The following is an 18,316-nucleotide window of genomic DNA, read 5'->3' as shown; positions in this document are numbered from 1 at the left end:
CCGTCGGCCCGGCGGTCACGACGACCGCTCCCCGGGCAGCAGCGGCAGGGGTACGACCGGCACCCGCGCGCCCACCTCGCCGGTGGTGCCGGGGCGGATCACCGCGAAGCCGTCCGCACCGGCCAGCCCGCGCAGCATGGCCGAGCCGACGTGCCGGACCGGGTGCGCGGTGCCGGCGGCCCGGTCGAGCCGGACCAGCGCCAGGTGGGTGTAGTCCCCGCGGCCGGCCACCGGCTCGGCGAGGGTGGCGTGCGGCAGCACCGGCATCGGCCGGCCCTGCAATCCGGCGAGCAGCGGCGCGACCAGCGAGACCAGCGCGACGATCGCGGACTGCGGGTTGCCGGGCAGGCCGGCGACGAAGCGGACCCGGCCGTCCGCGCCGGCCAGCCGGGCCAGCAGCATCGGGAAGCCGGGGCGGACGGCGACGGTGTTGACCACGTAGTCCGCGCCGAGCGCCTCCAGCGTCGGGTGCAGGTGGTCGACCGGGCCGTGCATCGTGCCGCCGGTGGTGCAGACGAGATCGGCGGCGGTCAGCGCCGTGCGCAGCGCCGCCACGTGGGCGGGGAGGGTGTCCGCCACCGGGCCGACCACGTCGGAGGGGCGGACCTGGCAGCCGTAGCGGCGCAGCCAGGCCGGCACTGCCGGGCCGAGCGCGTCGCGGACCCGGCCGGCGCCGGGCGGGCCGGCGGTGAGCAGTTCGTCGCCGAAGACCAGCAGGGCGGCCCGCGGCTGCCGGCGGACCCGCAGCTGGTCGTGGCCGCAGGAGGCGGCCAGCCCGATCAGCGCCGGGTCGACCGGGGTGCCGGCGGGCAGCAGCTCCTCGCCGGCGGCCGCCTCCTCGCCCGGCTCCCGCCACTCCGGCGCGGGACGCGGCGTGCCGGTGACCCGCCCGTCGGCGGTACGCCGGGACTCCTCGATCCGCAGCACGGCGGTCGCCCCCGCGGGGACCATCGCGCCGGTGGCGATCTCGACGGTCGTCCCGTCGGCGGTCAGCGGCTCCGGGACGCCCCCGGCCAGCACCCGCCCGACGACCTGCCACGGCCCGTCGCCGCGGACCGCCCAGCCGTCCACGCTGGAGGTGGGGAAGGCGGGCAGGTCGGTACGGGTGGTGAGCGGCTCGGCCAGGGTCTGCCCGTCGGTGTCGGCGAGGGCGCGGTTGACCGCGGGCAGCGCGGCGGAGAGGCCCACCGCGTACACCCGGGAGCGGGCCTCCTCCCACCCGGCCGGCGGCGGCGGCGCGGCGACCTGCGCCGCGGCGGCGGTTTCCGTGCTCACCGGGGGTGGCCTCCGTTCGAGAGTCGGTCGGGGCGCGGGCGGCCCGCGCTCACCCGGCGAGCCTATCGCCGCGCGCCGCCGGCCGCCCCGTCAGTGGTCGCCGCCGCGCAGCTGGTCCACGGCGTGGGTCAGGATCGGGCCGAGCACGGCGAGCCCGTCCTTCGCGCCGCCCCGCGAGCCGGGCAGGTTGACCACCAGCATCCGCCCGGCCACGCCGGCCAGCCCCCGGGACAGCGCCGAGGTGGGCACGCGCTCCCGGCTGTGGGCACGGATCGCCTCGGCGATGCCGGGGATCTCGTAGTCGAGCAGCGCGCGGGTCACGTCGGGCGTCCGGTCGGTCGGGGTGATGCCGGTGCCCCCGCTGGTCAGGACCACGTCCATCCCGTCGGCGAGGGCGGCCCGCAGCGCCGCGCCGACCGGCTCACCGTCGGGCACCACCACCGGCTCGTCGACCGTGCAGCCCAGCTCGCGCAGGCCGGCGACGAGCAGCGGCCCGCTGGTGTCGGCGTAGACGCCGGCGGCGGCCCGGTTGGAGGCCACCACCACCCGCGCCCGGATCACGGCCGGTCCTCCGGCCGGACCCACTCGCCGGTCTTGCCGCCTTCCTTGCGGAGCACCCGAACGCTCTCGACGGAGGCGGCCGGGTCAACCGCCTTGACCATGTCGACCAGGGCCAGCCCGGCGACGGCCACCGCGGTGAGCGCCTCCATCTCCACGCCGGTCCGGTCGGCGGTCCGCGCGGTCGCGGTGATCTCGACGGTGTCGACGGTGAGCCGCAGGTCGACCGTGACACCGTGCAGCGCGATCGGGTGGCAGAGCGGGATCAGGTCGGGGGTGCGCTTGGCGCCCATGATGCCGGCGAGCCGCCCCACCGCCAGCGCGTCACCCTTGGGCAGGCCGTCGCGGCGGAGCAGGTCGACCACCTCGGCGGTGGTGCGGAGCCGGCCGGCGGCCACGGCGAGCCGGCCGGAGACCGGCTTGGCGGAGACGTCGACCATGCGGGCCGCGCCGGCCGCGTCGACGTGGCTGAGCTGCGCGGGATCGGTCACGGTCGGCAGCCTATCTGTCGGGTACGACCGGGGTGCCCGCCCGGTTCGGGAGGGGTACGGCCGGGTGCCCGTGCCGTACCCCTCCCTCCCCCTACCCGCCGTCACAGTCGCTGGGGGGGACCTTGACGTGCGGGGGCCTCGTCGACTCGGCTCTGACCACGGCCAGAACCTCCCCCGTTACGCCGACGCGCGGGAACGCTACCGGGGTCGGCGATAAGAACTCGATAAACGCTGTCGGCGCTGTTCAGGAGGGACTCGTAGACAGGCGTCGGCGCATCTCGACGCGTTCCGGCACGCCCATCCGGTCGTATACGGCCAGGGCTCGTCGGCGAAGCCGGCGCGCCTCGGCCGGGTCACCTGCGGCCTGGTGATCGGCAAGGGCGGCCAAGGCTCGTCCTTGCTCGTACGGGTGGGAGATCCGAGTAGCCAGTTCAAGCGCCTGCTGGTGATGTCGCACGGCGCCTTCGACATCGTCCTGCGCGGCCAGGGTGAAGCCGAGCTCGTTCAGCGCCGCCGCTTCGATGTGCCGCTCGCCATGGTCGATCGCCTGCTCCCGGGCCAGCTCGTGCTGATGTCGCGCCTCATCGAGGAGGCCAAGCCCGCGCAGCGCCGTTCCCAGGTCGTTGCGTGCCTCCGGCTCGCCGTACCGGTGGCCCGTCCGCCGGCGGAGCATCAACGACGCTCTCAGCAGTCGGACGGCGTAGGCGTGCTGACCGAGCCGCACCTTGACAGTGCCGATGTGAGCCAACGCGTTCAACTGGTGGAACTGGTCACTTTGCAGGCGGGCGAGGTAGAGGTGAAGCCGGTGCATGCGCAGGGCTTCCTGGTATCGCCCAGCGACGGTCAGCGCGATGCCGAGGTTCGGCAGCACCAGACCCAGGTGCAGACCGGCGCGGCTTCGTTCCTCCTTCAGCAGTTCCTCACCCAGCCGCACCGCCGTCTCGATGCCCCCGGTCAGCCAGTGGATGGCGGTGAGGTTGGCGCGGAACCGCACGACCGTGATGCGGTCACCGAGTTCGACGTACGTGTCGATCGCCGACTGGAGCAGGCTCAGTGCCCGGGAGTAGTCGCCGGTCCGGACGTACGCCGACGCGAGGTAGTTCTTGATCGAAGCGGTGGCGGCCAGGTCGCCATCGCGCTCGGCTGCCGCCAACGCCTGTTGATGCGTGGTGATGATGTCGTCGAAATAGCTCCGCATGTAGCAGAACCGCCACAGCGATCGGGCCAGCCGCCAGGCGTAGCCGTTTCGGCCGGTGCTCTCGGCGAAGGTCACCAGCGCGGTCAGGATCGCCCGCTCCCGCTCCAACCACTCCACCTCCGCCGGACCGAGTGCGTCGATCAGGTCGGGGCGAGGCGCAGGGTCCGGGGCCAGCCGTGCCTCGGCGAGCATCGGCTGGATCACCACGGCGATCTTCAGCGCCATCCGTAGGCAGAGATCCAGGAGGCGGTCACCGGCGTCGACTCGGACCTTGGAGTCGTCCAGGTGGCGGGAGAGTTCGGTGGCGTACTGCCGCATCAGGTCGTGCAACCGGTACCGCCCGCCGCCGATGTCCTCGAGCAGGTGGCGGTCGACCAGTTCATCCACCGTCCGTGCGGTCTCGTCCAGCGGCAGATCGGTGAGCGCGGCCGCCATCGGCAGGCTGAAGTGGTCGCCTGGGTGGACAGCCAGCATCCGGAAGACGTACCTGGTTCGCTCGCTGAGGGGCTGGTAGGAGGTGGCGAACGCGTCGGCCACCGTCCGGTGCTCCACCGTCAGCTGATTGATCGCGCCCCGGTCGGAGGAGAGCTGCCGGACCAGGTCCGCCACCCGCCAATTGCCACGGTGCGCCAGCCGGGCACCGGCCAGCCGGATCGCGAGGGGAAGGTAGCCACATCGGCGGACCACCTCCAGGGCAGCCTCCGGCTCGGCGGCCACCCGGGCCGCACCGGCAGTCACGGCCAACAGCTCGACGGCCCCCTCCTCGGTGAGAACCGCCAGCGACTCGGGCATCCCGGCTTCAATTGCGAAGAGCCGGTTGCGGGTGGTCACCAGGACCACCGTGTCCGAGCCGGCGGGCAGGAGCGGCCTCACCTGTTCACTGTCCGCGGCGTTGTCCAGCACGACGACGGTACGCCGACTGGTCAATTCCCGACGCCAGAGCTCGGCCCGGTCATCGAGATCGCTGGGCACTCGGCCAGCCGGTACGCCGAGCTGCCTCAGGAGGGTGAGCAGAATCGCCGACGGTTCCAGCGGAGGGGCTTGACCGTGCCCCCTCAGGTCGATGAAGAGCCGGGCGTCGGGGTAGTCCACGGCGAGTCGGCCGGCAATGTGAACGCTCAAGGTCGTCTTGCCGCAGCCGGCCATCCCGTCGATGACCCGGACGACCGGACCGGCAGCGCTGGCCCGGCGGATGTCCTCCAGCAGCCTGGCCACGACGTCCACCCGTCCGACGAAGTCCGGTATAGCGGGCGGCAGCCAATTCGCCGGCTGCCGGGTGTACGGGACCGTCGCATCGTCCGGCCGGGCCGGCGCATCCCCCCGGACGAACGACCGCCGGGCGCGGACCGCCTCGCGGTGCAGCTGCTCCAGCTCTTCGCTGGGACCCACCCCTAACTGCTCGAGCAGCGCCTGTCGAGTGGCCTGGTATACGGCGACCGCCTCGGCATGGTCATCCATCGCGATCAGGGCCCGCATCAGCAGCAGCCGGGACTGTTCCCGGAACGGTTGCCGCGCTGTCCGGGTCCGCAAGAGGGGCACGGCCAGGTCAGCCCGACCGGAGTTGATCTGGAGGCTGGCCAGAAGTTCGACGGCCGACTGTCGTTCCCGCTCCGCGGCCTCCCGCCAGCCGAGCAGCACCGGACCGAGGGCCAGACCAGCGAGCAGGGGCCCTGGCTCGGCGTCGAGAACGCTGGTCAGCAGGGACATCGCGGGCCCGACCTGACCGGCCCGGGCCAGGTCTCGTGCTCGGGCGTGCTCGTCCAGCAGTCGGATGACATCCACCGACTCCCTGTCGACCAGCATGCGGTAGCCGTGGCCGTCCCGAACCAGCAGACTTGGCGTCGCACTCGCGGAGTCGAAGGCCCTCCGCAGATTGGCCGCGTAGGTGCGGACGTTGGCCACCGCCGACCGGGGCGGCACCTCCGGCCACAACTCGTCGACCAACTCGGTGACCGTGACGAGACGCCCGGCGTTGACCGCCAACATCGCCAAGACGATCTGTTGCTTCGGAGTGCCGAGGGGGACCGACGCCTGCCCCAGTGACGCCTCAGCGGCACCCAGAAGGCGAATGTCCATCAGCTCGCCTCCGTGTGACCGCGGGAACCTCGACCGGGATACTTCGCGCCATAACCTCTCAACCAGCGCGACATGCCGTCAACCGTCGCCCTCCCGCCCCGAGCAGCTTGTCGGAGAGCAGCGGCGCCTTCTCTTTACGTCAGCATGGTCTCCCACAGGCCGTTCGGGAGCGGGAACAGCGCACCGAACGGGGAGAGACAACGTGCTGGCGTACTCCGATAATCAGCAGTGACGGCAATGCTGATAGCGCGGTCAGTTCCGAATCAAAGACGCTGAGTGAGAAGAAGCAGCCGCATTGGCGTAATATGCGCATATGGACACTTAACGGGCGCAACCCGCAGCAAAATCCCATACCATCGGTTCATCAACGGGCCCGCAGCAAGCGGCCCCCGTAATGAGAGGCGAGCCGATGCGCGTCCACGACTGGCTGTGAGCAGTTCCCTTCTTTACGGCCTGATCAGGCCGTAAAGTACCGAGGCACGCATCGTGACGAATGCCCGTGGAGGCATGCGACGTGACCCCGGCCAACGCACGCGACAATGGGACCGATCAGCGGCTGCAGCTGCTTGTCGGTCTCGTCGTGTTCTCGGCCGCGATCGCCGCGCTGGTCGCCATCGTGACCATTGGTCGCCGCGGAATATCAACCCCCCATGAGATCCTCCAGGCCGCCACCCTCACGTTTCTTGTAGCCGTCGGCGCCACGGTCAACGTCCGGATACGCGTCCGAGCCACCAATCACGGCGTCTCGTGGACCGAGGTCGCATTCATCACCGGTCTCGCCGTCGCCCCCGTACCCTGGGTCATCATTGCGACCGGCCTCGGCGTGGGAATCGCTCGAGCCGCCGTCCGGCTCGCTCCCATCAAGCTCGCCTTCGGTGTCGCCAAGGACACCCTGCTCGCCGCCGCAGGCGGCATCGTCCTGATCCTCGCCGGCTGGGACTGGCCGTGGAGCGGACCACTGACCAACGCCCTGCCCGCCCTGATCGGGGCGTACCTGACGGTCGTCGCCCTCGACGAGATCCTCACCATCCCGGTCATCGCCCTGGCCACCCGCACCCGGGCCCGCGACCTCTTTCGCGAGCACTACGACCTTCGGCTCGCCAGCATCGTCGCCCGCTTCGTCGTCATCCTCGCGACGCTGCTGATCCTGCAGGGCAACCCGAGCTTCCTCATCGTCGTCCCACCTCTGGTCCTCAGCCTGCATCTCGCCTACTCGAGTCGGGTACGTAACCGGGCGGAACGGGATGCCTGGCAGCGCCTCGCCCGCACCACGGACGCCCTCAACGTGGTCGACCTGCACAAGGTCCTCAGCACCGCGGTCACCCAGGCCGCCGAACTCTTCTCCGCCGACGAGGTCGAGATCGCGCTGCGCGACGGCGGCCGGGCGATTCGCGGCACCGGCGAGGCCATCACGTACGACGGGCCGGCCGCCAAGCCGAGCACCGTCGACGGCTCGGTGATCACCGCCCGGCTGGAGGGTCACGACGGCACCGCCGACGTCGGCACGCTCCGGCTGCGCTTCCGCGGGCCGGTGCAGCTCAACGAGCGGGAGCAGTACACCCTGCGTACCTTCGCCTCGGCGCTCTGCACGGCGGTCCGCAACGCCCAGGCGTACGCCGAGCTGGCCCGGGTGGCCGACGAGCACGCGCACGCCGCCACCCACGACGCGCTCACCGGCCTGGCCAACCGCCGCCAGTTGCTGGAGCGGGGCACCGAGCAGATCGCCGAGCGGCACGCCGAAGGGGTGACCGCGCTGGTGCTGATCGACCTCAACCACTTCAAGGAGGTCAACGACACGCTCGGCCACGCCGCCGGCGACCAGGTGCTGATACAGGTCGCCGACCGGCTGCGGACCGTGGCCCGCCCCGACGACCTGGTGGCCCGCCTCGGTGGCGACGAGTTCGCCGTGCTGCTGCGCGGCCTGCCCGCCCCGGCGGTCGCCGCGCATCGAGCCGAGGCCCTGCTCGGCGCTCTGCACGAACCCATCGACGTGGACGGCATGCGGATCAGCGTGGAAGCCAGCGGCGGCATCGCGGCGGCCCCGGCCAGCGGCGGCGTGCCCGAGCTGCTGCGCCGCGCAGACGTGGCGATGTACCAGGCCAAACGGGCCGGCCAACGGATTTCCACGTACGCCCCCACCCGGGACACCGCCGACCTCGGTCGACTCACCCTCGGCGGCGAGCTGCCCCGGGCGGTCGCCGACCACGAGTTCACGGTCAACTTCCAGCCGATCGTCGACCTCGGCACCGGCGCGGTGACCGGGGCCGAGGCGCTGGCCCGCTGGCACCACCCCACCCACGGCGTGATCGACCCGCTGCGATTCATCGAGGCGGTGGAACGCTCCGGGATGCTCCCGGCGTTCGCCGAGGCCATCCTCGACCAGGCGCTGATCGCCGCCGGCAGCTGGCGGGCCGCCGGCTTCGACCTGCCGGTGTCGGTGAACGTCTCGCCCCGCAGCCTGCTCGACGCCCGCTTCCCCGGTGCGGTACTGGCCCGGCTGCGGGCGCACGACCTGCCGCCGGACCGGCTGGTGCTCGAGTTGACCGAGACGCTCACCCTCAGCCAGCTCGACGTGGTCGACCGGGTGCTCAGCCGGTTGCGGGACTCCGGGGTCCGGCTGGCCCTGGACGACTTCGGCACCGGCTACTCGTCGCTCTCGCTGCTCTCCCGCATCCCGGTGCACGAACTCAAGATCGACCGCAGCTTCGTCACCGCGATGGAGAGTTCGGCGGAGGCGGCGGCGGTCATCCGCTCCACCCTCGACCTGGGGCGCAGCCTCAACCTCGCGGTGGTCGCCGAGGGAGTGGAGAGCGAACCGCAGCGCCGGGCGCTCTGGAAGCTGGGCTGCGGCGCCGGGCAGGGCCACCTCTTCGCCCGTCCGCTGCCCGCCGGCAGCCTCCTCGCCGCCCTTCAGCGCGGCTCCGGCGGGCGCGCCGGCACTCTCGTCGCACCGTTGCACGACACCGGCGCCGTGATCCGGCTCGCCCCCGGCCGCCGCCAGCCCGGACGGAACCGCACGACGGGTCTGCCACACTTGCCGGCGTGACCGCCGCCGATCGCGCCGCCCGCAGCTGGCGGGCCGTCGACTCCGCCGCCGGCGGGCTCGGGCTCGACCTCGGTCTGTACGCCGTCGCCGCGGCCTTCGCCGCGGTCACCGCCGCCACCTCCACCCTCCCGCCGCACCGGGCCTGGGGCGGGGTCGCCGCCGTCGGCTACCTGACCGCCGCCCTGCTGGTGCTCGCCCAACTCCTGCTCCACCGGCGGCGACCAGGGCTGGGCGGCACCACCGCCCGGTGGCTGGTGACCGGGTTCGCCTGGGCGACCACCGCCCTGCTGCCGCTGGCGCTCCAGGCCGGGCAGCGGGCGTCGGGGCGTACCGACCGGGCGCAGGAGGAGGTGGTGGTCGTCGAGCAGGCCGGCATCCGCCTCGCCGAGCACGGCACCCCCTACCTCGGGCACGACGCGATCGCCGCGCTCCCCGCCGACGAGCGACTGCTCGGCTACACCCCGTACCAGCCGGGGATGGCGTTGTTCGGGCTGCCCCGGGCCGCCACGGAGGCCTGGTGGACCGACTCCCGGGTGTGGTTCGCCCTGGTCACCGCGCTGGTCCTCGCCCTCGCGGCGGGGACGCTCCGATCGGCCGTCAGCGCCGCGGCGCAGGGCCCGTCGGCGGCGGTGCTGCGCGGCGTGCAGGCGGCGACCGTCCTGCCGGTCTGCGCGCTCACCCTCGCCACCGGCGGCGACGACCTGCCCGTACTCGCGCTCTGCCTGCTGGCGCTGGCCCTCGCCGCCGCCGACCGCCCCGGCGCAACCGGCGTGGCGGTCGGCCTCGCCGGGGCGTTGAAGCTCTTCGCCTGGCCGGTCGCCCTGGTCCTGGTGTTCTGGGGGGCGGCCCGACGGGCCGGTCTCCGGGTCGCCGCCGGCGCGCTCGGCCTGCCGCTGCTCGCCCTGCTGCCGGCGCTGCTGGTCGACCGGGACGCGCTGGTGGAGAACGTGCTGCGCTTCCCGCTCGGGCACGGCCTGGTGACCAGCCCCGCCCAGTCGCCGTTCCCCGGCCACCTGATCGCGACCGCGCTGCCCGCCGGCCGGGTGCTCGCCGCCGCGCTGCTCGGCGCGGTCGGCGTCGCCATCGCCGTCCGGCTCGTCCGCCGCCCGCCCCGCACCGCCGCGGCCGCCGCCCTGATCTGCGGGTACGGGTTGCTCGCGGCGATCCTGCTGATGCCGTCGACCCGATTCGGCTACCTGCTCTACCCGCTCGCCCTGCTGGTCTGGGCGCCCGCGCTGCGACCCGGGACCGTTTCCGCCGACTCCCCGGCACAGGTGCTCTCCAGGGCGTAGACCTGAAGACATGAGCAGCTACCGCGATCGTGAGGACGCCGGCCGGCAACTCGCCGACCGCCTCGCCGGCCTGGTCGGCCAGCCGGACGTCGTCGTGCTGGGGCTGGTCCGGGGCGGGGTGCCGGTGGCCCGGGTGGTCGCCGACCGGATCGGCGCGCCGCTGGACATCCTGGTGGTCCGCAAGCTCGGCATGCCCTGGGCGCCCGAGGTGGCCTTCGGCGCGCTCGGCCCCGGCGGGGTCCGCGTCCTCAACGACATCGTCGCCAGTCGGCTCGACGAGGACGCCATCGCCGAGGTGCAACACCGCGAGCAGGCCGAACTGGAACGCCGGGAGGCCCGCTACCGGGCCGGCCGGCCTCCACTGGACCTGTCGGGGCGTACCGCGGTGATCGTGGACGACGGCCTCGCCACCGGCGCCACCGCCCGGGCCGCCGTGCAGGTCGCCCGCCACCTCGGCGCCAACCGGGTCGTCGTCGCGGTGCCGGTCGGCTCACAGGAGGCGTACGAGATGCTGGCCGCCGAGGCCGACCAGGTGATCTGCGCGCAGCGGCCACCGGAGTTCGGCGCGGTGAGCGCCTACTACGACGACTTCCACGAGGTCAGCGACGACGAGGTCAGCGAGGCGCTGATCGCCACCGCCTGACCGGTCGCCGAGACCGGGTACCGTCGAGCGATGCAGCTCACCTGTCCCAAGTGTCACGGAGACATGCGCCAGTACGAGCGCAGCGGAGTCGTCATCGACCAGTGCAGCGAATGCCGGGGGATCTTCCTGGACCGCGGCGAACTCGAGAAACTCTTCGAGGCCGAGGCCAACTGGAATCAGCAGCACACCGGCGCGGCTCCCGGCCAGCCGGCGTCGACCCCCGGCCCGCAGCACGTCCAGGGCGGGTACGCCCCGCCGCCGCCGCCCGCGCACCAGCCGGGCTACGGCGCCGTGCCCCCGCCGCCCCCGCCACCGCCCGCACACGGCTACCCGCCGCAGCCCGCGTACGGGCACGGCGGGCAGCAGCACTACGGCTACCACGGGCACTACAAGCGCAAGAAGCACAAGAGCTTCCTCGACGAGATGTTCGGCTGAGCACCGCGCCTACCGGGCCGGCCCCCGCGCCGGTCCGGTCGGCGTGCCGACCCGCCACCGTCGTGGCAGGCTGGGCGGCATGACGCGGCAGCACCTCGCGTTGGCGCAGGCGTACGACGGGATCACCCGGGTCGTCGCCGACCTCGACGATGCCGATCTGCAACGCCCCACCCGCTGCCGCGGCTGGCTCGTCGCCGACCTGCTCTTCCACCTGCTCTGCGACGCCCAGCGCTGCCTGATCACCCTGGCCAGCCCCGCCGACGGCCCGCCCGACGTCGACGACGTCAGCTACTGGCGGTCCTTCCCGCCCGGCGGCGACGTCGACGGGGCCCGGCACGCCTGGTGGGCCCGCCGGTCCGCCGCCGCCTTCGAGCGCCCCAGCGGTGTCGTCCGGGTCTGGTCCGACACCGCCCCCGCCGCCGTCCGCGCCGCGGCGAAGGCCGATCCGGACAGCTGTGTCACCACCCAGGGTCACGTGCTGCGGGTACCCGACTTCCTGGCCACCCTGACCACCGAGGCCGTGCTCCACCACCTCGACCTGGTGCTCGACCTGGCCGCCGCGCCGCCGCCCGGCGAGCTCGCCACCGCGGTGGCGGTGGCCACCATGGACGGCCTGCTCAGCGACGACACGGTCCGCCCCACCGGCTGGGACGACGCGGAGTACCTGCTCAAGGCCGCCGGCCGGGAGGCGCTCACCGACCGCGACCGGCGGGAGTTGGGCGAGGCCGCCGGCTGGTTCCCGCTGATCGGCTGACGCTCCGCACACCCGGCCGGCACTCCGTACTGACGCACTCAGGTGCTGGTCAGGTCAGCGGCCGGTCCGGTCTCGCGAACGTCTGCAGGGCCGCCGCATGCGTCACCGCGCTGCCCGCGAACAGCGCCGGGCCGGGTCTCGGGTGCCGCTGCCCGTCCAGGCCGCTGAACCAGCCGCCGGCCTCCTCGACGATGATCGAGGTGGCCGCGAAATCCCACACCTGTCCCCGAGTCTGTACGGCGAGGTCCAACCGTCCTTCGGCGACGAGGAGCGCGGCGTGGGTACGCCAGGGGGTGGGCACGGTCTGCGCGCTCAACGCTTTGATCATCTCGCGTTCGGCCGGAAAGAGCTGGTCGTCGGTGGGGATCACCCCGAGCCGGCTCCTGACCAGCGCGTCCTGGGCTCGTCCGGCGACGGTGATCGGGCGTGCGTGGGCCACGCCGTCACCGGCGACGTCCGCGGTGAAGGCGCCACCGCCTCGCTCGGCCCACCAGATCCGGCCCTGAGCGGGAACCACGGCCACCCCGACGACTATCTCGCCTTCCTCTTCGAGCGCGACCAGCACCAACCAACGGTCGTCGCCGGCGACAAACATCGCGGTGCCGTCGATCGGGTCGATGATCCAGCGGCGGCTACCCGCACCGGTCGCGCCCGCCTCCTCGCCCAGGACGGCGTCGTCGGGGCACGCCTCGGCCAACACTCCTCGGATGGTGGCCTCCACGGCACGATCCGCCTCGGTCACCACGCTCCCGTCGGACTTCAGCTCCAGCGGGAGCTCGGCGAGGGCCGCGAAGTACCGCAGCCCGATCGTGGCCCCGGCGAGAGCCGACCGCCGAGCGAGCGGAAGATCGCTTTCCATGTGGTCATCCTGCTCGATCCATGGCAGGGACGTCTGCCCGCCTCGATCCAGCCGGCGAACCGTGCCGGAGACTCGTCGTGCCGGTGCGTCAGCCGATGGCCATGTCGACGAAGCGCGACAGGTGCAGCTGCGCGGCCACGGTGATGCTGTCGGTCGGACCATTTCTGTGCTTTGCGACGATAAAGTCCGCCTCGCCCGCCCGCGGGGACTCCTTGTCGTAGTAGTCGTCGCGGTGCAAAAGGATCACCACGTCAGCGTCCTGCTCAATTGAGCCGCTTTCGCGCAAATCAGACAATTGCGGACGCTTATCGGTACGCTGCTCCGGGCCACGGTTCAGCTGGCTGACCGCGATCACCGGGCACTCGACCTCCTTGGCCAGTAGCTTCAGGCCACGGGACAGGTCGGCGACCTCCTGCTGTCGGCTCTCGGTGCGCTTCGGCGAGGTCATCAGCTGGAGGTAGTCGACCACGATCATCTTGAGGTCGTGCTTCTGCTTGAGCCGGCGCGCCTTGGCCCGGATCTCCATCAGGTTCATGCTCGGCGTGTCGTCGACGAAGAGCGGCGCCTCGCTGATCTCGCCCATGCAGCGGGCCAGCTTGGTCCAGTCGTCGTCGGAGAGCTGCCCGCTGCGCAGCACGTGCAGCGGCACCCGCGCCTCGGCCGAGAGCAGTCGCATGACGATCTCGACCTTGCTCATTTCCAGCGAGAAGATCGCCGCCGCCTGATTGGCGCGGATTGCGGCGTTGCGCGCGAAGTCCATGCTCGCCGTGCTGTTGTGGGTCGGGATCATCGCCCGACCCGCGAGGTATAGGTGCTCCGGATTGTCCACGGTCACGCAGCGGACCGGCACGCTGGCGACGGGCCGCACGTCGACGATGAACCGCGTGGCGGTCCGGACGTCCGAACTGGTACGGCGTCGCGCCGCCTGCGCTCTCCGCTTCCGCTCGAGTCGGAAGACCACATCTGGCGTGGAGAAGTTCAGCGTGTACGCCGTCGATGTGGCCTCGCTCCGTCCAGCTACGGACTTTCGATTGACCGTGCACCGGTAGCCGAGGCTGACCACGAGCTCGCGGACGTCCTCGGCCAGCCGCTCGGAGGTGGAGGTGTACTGCAGGTTCCCGGTGGGGGCCACGGTGCCGTCGGTATCCATCAGGCCGGCGAGCAGCGCGCGGCGCTGACGCTCCGAGGCCCGAAGGTACTCATGGGGGATGCGCTTCTCGAGAGCGACACCCAGGCCGTGCAGCAGCCCGAGGAATGAACCGCGCTGCCGGTGACACTCGGCGCACCGCCGGGTCCCCGGATTCTCCCGCAACGCTCGGCTGCTGCCGCCGCAGTCCACGCAGCGGCGATCGGCCGGCGCGGGCACCACGGGAAGCAGGATGGTGTAGACCATCGGCCCGCTCGGCCGGACCACGAATCCGTCCTGCTCGACGTACCCGATCATTTCCGGATCGGCCGTGGTGAACCGGCTGGCGCCGGTGTGCCCGTCGCCGAGCCAGACCCCCAGGGTGTACGGGCCGATGGGCAGTTCCCGCTCCGGCAGCTGCAGCGGGGCGCAGTTCTGCACCGAGTGGTTGAGCCGACCGTCCGTCCCAGTACGCAGCGTCGCGGCGATCTGGGCGGTGGTGACCACGCCTTCGTGCTGGACCCGGGCACCCGCGTTGACCTGCCGCTCGGCGCGTTCCCGCAGCCCTGCGAGCAGTGGCCCGGCCGGGTAGCCCGGCGCGGTCCAGTTCCGCACCTTCCCCGCCCGGTTCACCGGACGGCTGATCCGCCCATTGGCACCGACCTGCCGTGCCACGGTGTGCAGGACGTTCCTGAACTCAGGGCCCACGAGTTCGAGCGTCTGCGCGAGCGTGACCAGTCGGCGGGGATCGGCCTCGACATTGGCGACCGCCGTCCGGACCTTCGCCAGGGACGATTCCGGCCAGTGGCTGCGGAACCGCTGCTCGGGCTGGCGGCGGCTGGCCCGGGTGGAGGTTTTCCACAGGTGCTCGGCGTCGGCGACGATCACGCTGCCGTCGGAGAACTCGACCTCGTAGCAGGGGCGGTCGTACCGGACGTCGAAGGCTGCGGTGATCGTCGTCGGCGTGCCGTCCGCCGCCAGCAGTTGGTCGCCGACCGTCACCTCGCCCATGGTCGTCCAGCCGTCGGGGGTCGGAAGCGGCGTATCAAGGGCGAGCGCCTTGCCCAAGCCAGGGCGCCCTGCCACGATGATCAACTGCCCCGGGTGCAGGCCGTTGAGCAGCCGGTCCAGGTCGGTGAAGCCGGTCGGCACGCCGGTCATCATGCCGCCCTGCGCGCCGACCGCCTCGATCTCGTCCAGCGTCGGCTGGAGCATGTCGGCGAGCACCGCGAAGTCCTCGCTGACCCGGCGCTCGGTGATGTCGTAGACGGCCTGCTGGGCGAGGTCGACGACGTCGTCCACGTCGCGGCTGCCGCCGGCCGCGGTGCCGTAGCCGAGCTGCACGATCCGGGTGCCGGCCTCGACCAACCGGCGCAGCACCGCCCGCTCGCCGACGATCCGGGCGTAGTAGGCGGCGTTGGCCGCCGTGGGAACGGCGGCCATGCAGGTGTGCAGGTAAGGGGCCCCGCCCACCCGGGCCAGGTCGCCGGAGTCGGCCAGGGCGGCCGCGACGGTGATCCCGTCGGCGGGCTCGCCCCGGCCGTAGATGTCCAGGATCTTGTCGAAGATGGTGGCGTGGATCGGCCGGTAGAAGTCGGTGGTCTTGATGATCTCGACTACGTCGGCGATGGCGTCCTTGGAGAGCAGCATGCCGCCGATGACGCACTGTTCCGCCGCAACGTCCTGGGGCGGGGTCTTGTCGAAGTGCCCGTCACGCGGGGCCGGCGCGGGCGACTGCCCGCCAGCTCGAGGCTCCGCCCGCATGTCGTCGGTGACCGACACGGATCCCCCTCCACTGCAACGTCGACTACCAGCTCTACCCGTGGGGTGCGACAACTTCCGATCGGCCCGGTCCGGTCGATCGGGGGGCATCGCGCGACCGGTCGGTGCCCCACGATACGGAACCCGAGGTCAGACCCCAACCACGCCGGTGGACGAGCCTCGGGACAACCTGTGGACACCGGTGGACGAGCATGTGCGCAGCGTGTGCACAGGCTGTGGAAAACCGTTGGGGAATTCCTGGCGGATCGGCTCTGACCTGCGCAGACATGATCCCCACCCTGTGGACGAGAAATTTCCGGTGAGCCTGTCGGGCCGGTTTTCCCGTACTATCTGCTGCGAACGGCTACACCTGGACAGCGGATTGCACTTTCGGTTGAGAAGGGTCACGCTCCGGCCGTGAGTTACCGGGACTGGGAGCGCGGGGAGGGCACCCCGCGCGGGCGTCAGCCGATCGCCCCCTGGGAGGACCTCGGCGACACGGTCCCGGCCGATCCGTACACCTCCGGTGTGGACCGCTACCGGACGCCGAGCCGGCGCCGGGCGATCGAGCGCGGCCAGGACGAGCCGGTCGACCCCTACCTGCCACGCTGGGCGACGGAGTCGGGGATCGCGCACGCCGACGGTCGGGGCCGACACGCCGCCTCCGACGACGACGACCCTCCGGTCTCCGGGGCGGGCCGCCGGGCGGCTCGCCGCCGGGAGAGCGAGCGCGGCGAGCTGCGGGCGATCGGCGCCGCGCCGGAGTCGGACCACACCCAGGAGTGGACCTTCGACCGCCCCCAGGAGCAGGGGTACGTGGGCAGCCGCCGGGCCGAGATGGCCGAGGAGGACCCGGTTTCCGGGGCGTTGCCGCCCGCCCGCCCCCGCCGGTCGCCGTCCCGCCGTCCGCAGGTGATCTGGTCGGGTGGGGAGGAGTCCGAGGTCGATCCCGGGCCGTCCCCCGACCGGGGCGTCGAACAACCCTTCCGGCGCGGTCGGCGCGCCACCACGGATTCCGCCTGGTCTCGTCCGGCTGACGGGTGGGGTCGCGGCGTACAGCCGGAGCCGGAGTACCGGCCGGCGGTCGATCCGTGGGACGCGTCCGGCGTACACACCTGGCAGCGCGGGGAGTCCGACGACCGGTGGGGCGGGTCGACTGCCGCCGCGCGGTGGGACCAGGGCGACAGCACCGGCCAGTGGGACCGGTTCACCGACACGGGCCAGTGGGATCGGACCGACGGCGGCCGGTGGGGCACCACGGTCGATACCAGTGGGCGGGGGCGTACCGACGCCGGCCGGTGGGACCGGACCGAGCCACCGCAGTCGGCGCAGCCCGGGGCCGGCGAGGGCTGGCCCTGGTCGGAGCAGCCGGAGGGGTTCTGGTCGGGGACCCGCCTGGCCGGGGACGATCCGAGGTGGATGGATTCGCCGCAGTCCGCTCCGCGTTCACCGGCGGTCGCCTACACGGCCCCGCGGCCACGGACTTCGCCCCGCCGGGTGACGTCGGTGGATGCGGATCGGGCGGCGGGTCCGGGGTCGCTACGGGACCGGATCGGCGGTGGGGTCTGGCAGCGACGGCTCGAGGACGACCTGCTCGACCCGGATCCCGGGGGTCCGCTCCGCCCGTTGGTCTACACCGCGGCGTGTTACCTGGTGCCGGCGCTGCTGGTCTTCGTGTTCCTGTTGACCCTGGACGGTCAGGCGCCGGCGGGCTGTGTCACGGACATCAGCGGCGGCGGGTGCGACTCGCCACGGGCGCACGCCTTCGGCTCGTTGATCGCGGGGGCGCCGCGGTTCGGGTTGGCGTTGCTGAGCAGCCTGGTCGTCGCGATGCTGCTGCGCCGGGTCGGGACGACCTGGCGATCGGCGACGGTGGCGTTGGCCGCGGCGGTGGTGGGGGGCGGTCTCTCCACCGTGCTGATCAGCGCGGTGACCGGTCAGCCGATCGGCTGACCGGCCGGACGCGCCGGCCCGCGTCGGGCGGCCTGTTGTTGTCGCCCGGTCCGGACATGGGAAAGGCCCGCACCGGAGTCCGGTGCGGGCCTTTCCGTCGTGCGGTGGGTGTCAGCCCTGAACGACGTTGAGGTCGAACTTGGCGCTCACCTCGGGGTGCAGCTTGATCCGCACCGGGTAGGAGCCGGTCGACTTGATGTGACCGGGCAGCTCCAGCCGACGACGGTCGAGGGTCGGGCCGCCGGCCGCCTTGACGGCGTCGACGATCTCGGCCGGGGTGACCGAGCCGAAGAGCCGACCACCGTCACCGGCGCGGGCCTTCAGGTTGACCTTCAGACCCTCGAGCTGGTCCTTGACCTCGTTGGCGTGGCCAAGGTCGCGGATCTCACGGGCCGAGCGGGCCCGCTTGATGACCGTGACCTGCTTCTCCGCACCCTTGGTCCAGCTGATCGCGAAGCCCTGCGGCAGCAGGTAGTTACGGCCGTAGCCGTTCTTGACCTCGACGATGTCGCCGGGGGCACCGAGACCGGAAACTTCCTGGGTCAGGATGATCTTCATGTCGGTGCCTCCTCTCAGCGGGCCGTGGCGGTGTACGGCAGGAGCGCCATCTCACGGGCGTTCTTGACCGCACGGGCGATCTGCCGCTGCTGCTGCGAGGTAACGCCGGTCACCCGTCGCGCGCGGATCTTGCCGCGGTCGGAGATGAACTTGCGCAGCAGCGCGGTGTCCTTGTAATCGATATAGGTGATCCCGTCCTTGTCGAGCGGGTTCACCTTCTTCTTCGGCTTGCGAAGTGCCGCAGCCTTGGCCATTGACCTTGCTCCTGGTTTGCGATCGCGGGCGCTCGGC

The 18,316-nt window shown here is 72.4% G+C and carries 14 protein-coding genes; 6 read left to right on the top strand and 8 right to left on the bottom strand.

Translation table 11 applies throughout. From position 1 onward, the window contains the following. Positions 1-15 precede the first annotated feature (15 nt). From AC5RWQ_RS04935 to AC5RWQ_RS04920, 4 genes are all read right to left on the bottom strand, one after another. Positions 16-1,275: a molybdopterin molybdotransferase MoeA gene (locus tag AC5RWQ_RS04935; protein WP_494281524.1), complete on the bottom strand. Its 1,260-nt coding sequence runs from the start codon at positions 1,273-1,275 to the stop codon at positions 16-18. 90 nt (positions 1,276-1,365) lie between these two features. Further along, entirely contained in the window at positions 1,366-1,836 is a 471-nt protein-coding gene (locus tag AC5RWQ_RS04930; RefSeq protein ID WP_334487844.1) for a MogA/MoaB family molybdenum cofactor biosynthesis protein, read from the bottom strand. Continuing rightward, a complete protein-coding gene (gene moaC / locus AC5RWQ_RS04925; RefSeq protein ID WP_494281523.1) occupies positions 1,833-2,324 on the bottom strand; it encodes a cyclic pyranopterin monophosphate synthase MoaC in 492 nt (163 codons plus the stop codon). The genes AC5RWQ_RS04930 and moaC overlap by 4 nt, the downstream gene beginning before the upstream one ends. 244 nt (positions 2,325-2,568) lie before the next feature. After that, positions 2,569-5,598 (bottom strand): AfsR/SARP family transcriptional regulator, encoded by a 3,030-nt coding sequence (locus AC5RWQ_RS04920; protein ID WP_494281522.1) that lies wholly within the window; start codon positions 5,596-5,598, stop codon positions 2,569-2,571. Positions 5,599-6,091: 493 nt separating this feature from the next. Here AC5RWQ_RS04920 and AC5RWQ_RS04915 point away from each other — a divergent pair, with 493 nt between their 5' ends. The 5 genes from AC5RWQ_RS04915 (at position 6,092) to AC5RWQ_RS04895 (ending at position 11,768) form a co-directional block, all read left to right on the top strand. Next, positions 6,092-8,644, top strand: a complete 2,553-nt coding sequence (locus AC5RWQ_RS04915; protein WP_494281521.1) for a putative bifunctional diguanylate cyclase/phosphodiesterase — start codon at positions 6,092-6,094, stop codon at positions 8,642-8,644. After that, a complete protein-coding gene (locus AC5RWQ_RS04910) occupies positions 8,641-9,936 on the top strand; it encodes a glycosyltransferase 87 family protein (RefSeq protein ID WP_494281520.1) in 1,296 nt (431 codons plus the stop codon). Before AC5RWQ_RS04915 ends, AC5RWQ_RS04910 begins: the two co-directional genes overlap by 4 nt. A gap of 10 nt (positions 9,937-9,946) precedes the next feature. Beyond that, entirely contained in the window at positions 9,947-10,579 is a 633-nt protein-coding gene (locus tag AC5RWQ_RS04905; RefSeq protein ID WP_494281519.1) for a phosphoribosyltransferase, read from the top strand. A 30-nt stretch (positions 10,580-10,609) separates the two neighbouring features. Further along, positions 10,610-11,014 (top strand): TFIIB-type zinc ribbon-containing protein, encoded by a 405-nt coding sequence (locus tag AC5RWQ_RS04900; protein WP_494281518.1) that lies wholly within the window; start codon positions 10,610-10,612, stop codon positions 11,012-11,014. Between the two features lie 79 nt (positions 11,015-11,093). Then, positions 11,094-11,768, top strand: coding sequence for a maleylpyruvate isomerase N-terminal domain-containing protein (locus AC5RWQ_RS04895; protein WP_494281517.1), 675 nt, complete (start codon positions 11,094-11,096; stop codon positions 11,766-11,768). A 49-nt stretch (positions 11,769-11,817) separates the two neighbouring features. On the opposite strand, the gene AC5RWQ_RS04890 is transcribed toward AC5RWQ_RS04895, so the two are convergent. Beyond that, complete coding sequence (locus AC5RWQ_RS04890) at positions 11,818-12,627, bottom strand: inositol monophosphatase family protein (protein ID WP_494281516.1); 810 nt, start codon at positions 12,625-12,627, stop codon at positions 11,818-11,820. 88 nt (positions 12,628-12,715) lie between these two features. Further along, positions 12,716-15,535 (bottom strand): replicative DNA helicase, encoded by a 2,820-nt coding sequence (gene dnaB, locus AC5RWQ_RS04885; RefSeq protein WP_494281515.1) that lies wholly within the window; start codon positions 15,533-15,535, stop codon positions 12,716-12,718. 396 nt (positions 15,536-15,931) lie between these two features. On the opposite strand from dnaB, the gene AC5RWQ_RS04880 reads away from it, so the two are divergent. Further along, positions 15,932-17,467, top strand: coding sequence for a hypothetical protein (locus AC5RWQ_RS04880; protein ID WP_494281514.1), 1,536 nt, complete (start codon positions 15,932-15,934; stop codon positions 17,465-17,467). A 111-nt stretch (positions 17,468-17,578) separates the two neighbouring features. Here AC5RWQ_RS04880 and rplI read toward each other — a convergent pair whose 3' ends face one another. Further along, positions 17,579-18,025: a 50S ribosomal protein L9 gene (rplI, locus tag AC5RWQ_RS04875; RefSeq protein ID WP_334487876.1), complete on the bottom strand. Its 447-nt coding sequence runs from the start codon at positions 18,023-18,025 to the stop codon at positions 17,579-17,581. 14 nt (positions 18,026-18,039) lie between these two features. Continuing rightward, positions 18,040-18,279, bottom strand: coding sequence for a 30S ribosomal protein S18 (gene rpsR / locus AC5RWQ_RS04870; protein ID WP_007073789.1), 240 nt, complete (start codon positions 18,277-18,279; stop codon positions 18,040-18,042). Positions 18,280-18,316 lie beyond the last annotated feature (37 nt).

Source organism: Micromonospora sp. BS32, from assembly GCF_059089345.1.
The sequence above is the reverse complement of the archived record's forward strand: the minus strand, read 5'-3'. Positions and strand labels throughout refer to the sequence as shown.

Bases quoted from the DNA above. Each gene is read 5' to 3' on its own strand.
- AC5RWQ_RS04920 (WP_494281522.1), bottom strand. From the start codon at position 5,598: ATGGACATTCGCCTTCTGGGTGCCGCTGAGGCGTCACTGGGGCAGGCG.
- AC5RWQ_RS04915 (WP_494281521.1), top strand. From the start codon at position 6,092: ATGCCCGTGGAGGCATGCGACGTGACCCCGGCCAACGCACGCGACAAT.
- AC5RWQ_RS04905 (WP_494281519.1), top strand. From the start codon at position 9,947: ATGAGCAGCTACCGCGATCGTGAGGACGCCGGCCGGCAACTCGCCGAC.
- AC5RWQ_RS04900 (WP_494281518.1), top strand. From the start codon at position 10,610: ATGCAGCTCACCTGTCCCAAGTGTCACGGAGACATGCGCCAGTACGAG.
- AC5RWQ_RS04895 (WP_494281517.1), top strand. From the start codon at position 11,094: ATGACGCGGCAGCACCTCGCGTTGGCGCAGGCGTACGACGGGATCACC.
- AC5RWQ_RS04890 (WP_494281516.1), bottom strand. From the start codon at position 12,627: ATGGAAAGCGATCTTCCGCTCGCTCGGCGGTCGGCTCTCGCCGGGGCC.
- rplI (WP_334487876.1), bottom strand. From the start codon at position 18,025: ATGAAGATCATCCTGACCCAGGAAGTTTCCGGTCTCGGTGCCCCCGGC.
- rpsR (WP_007073789.1), bottom strand. From the start codon at position 18,279: ATGGCCAAGGCTGCGGCACTTCGCAAGCCGAAGAAGAAGGTGAACCCG.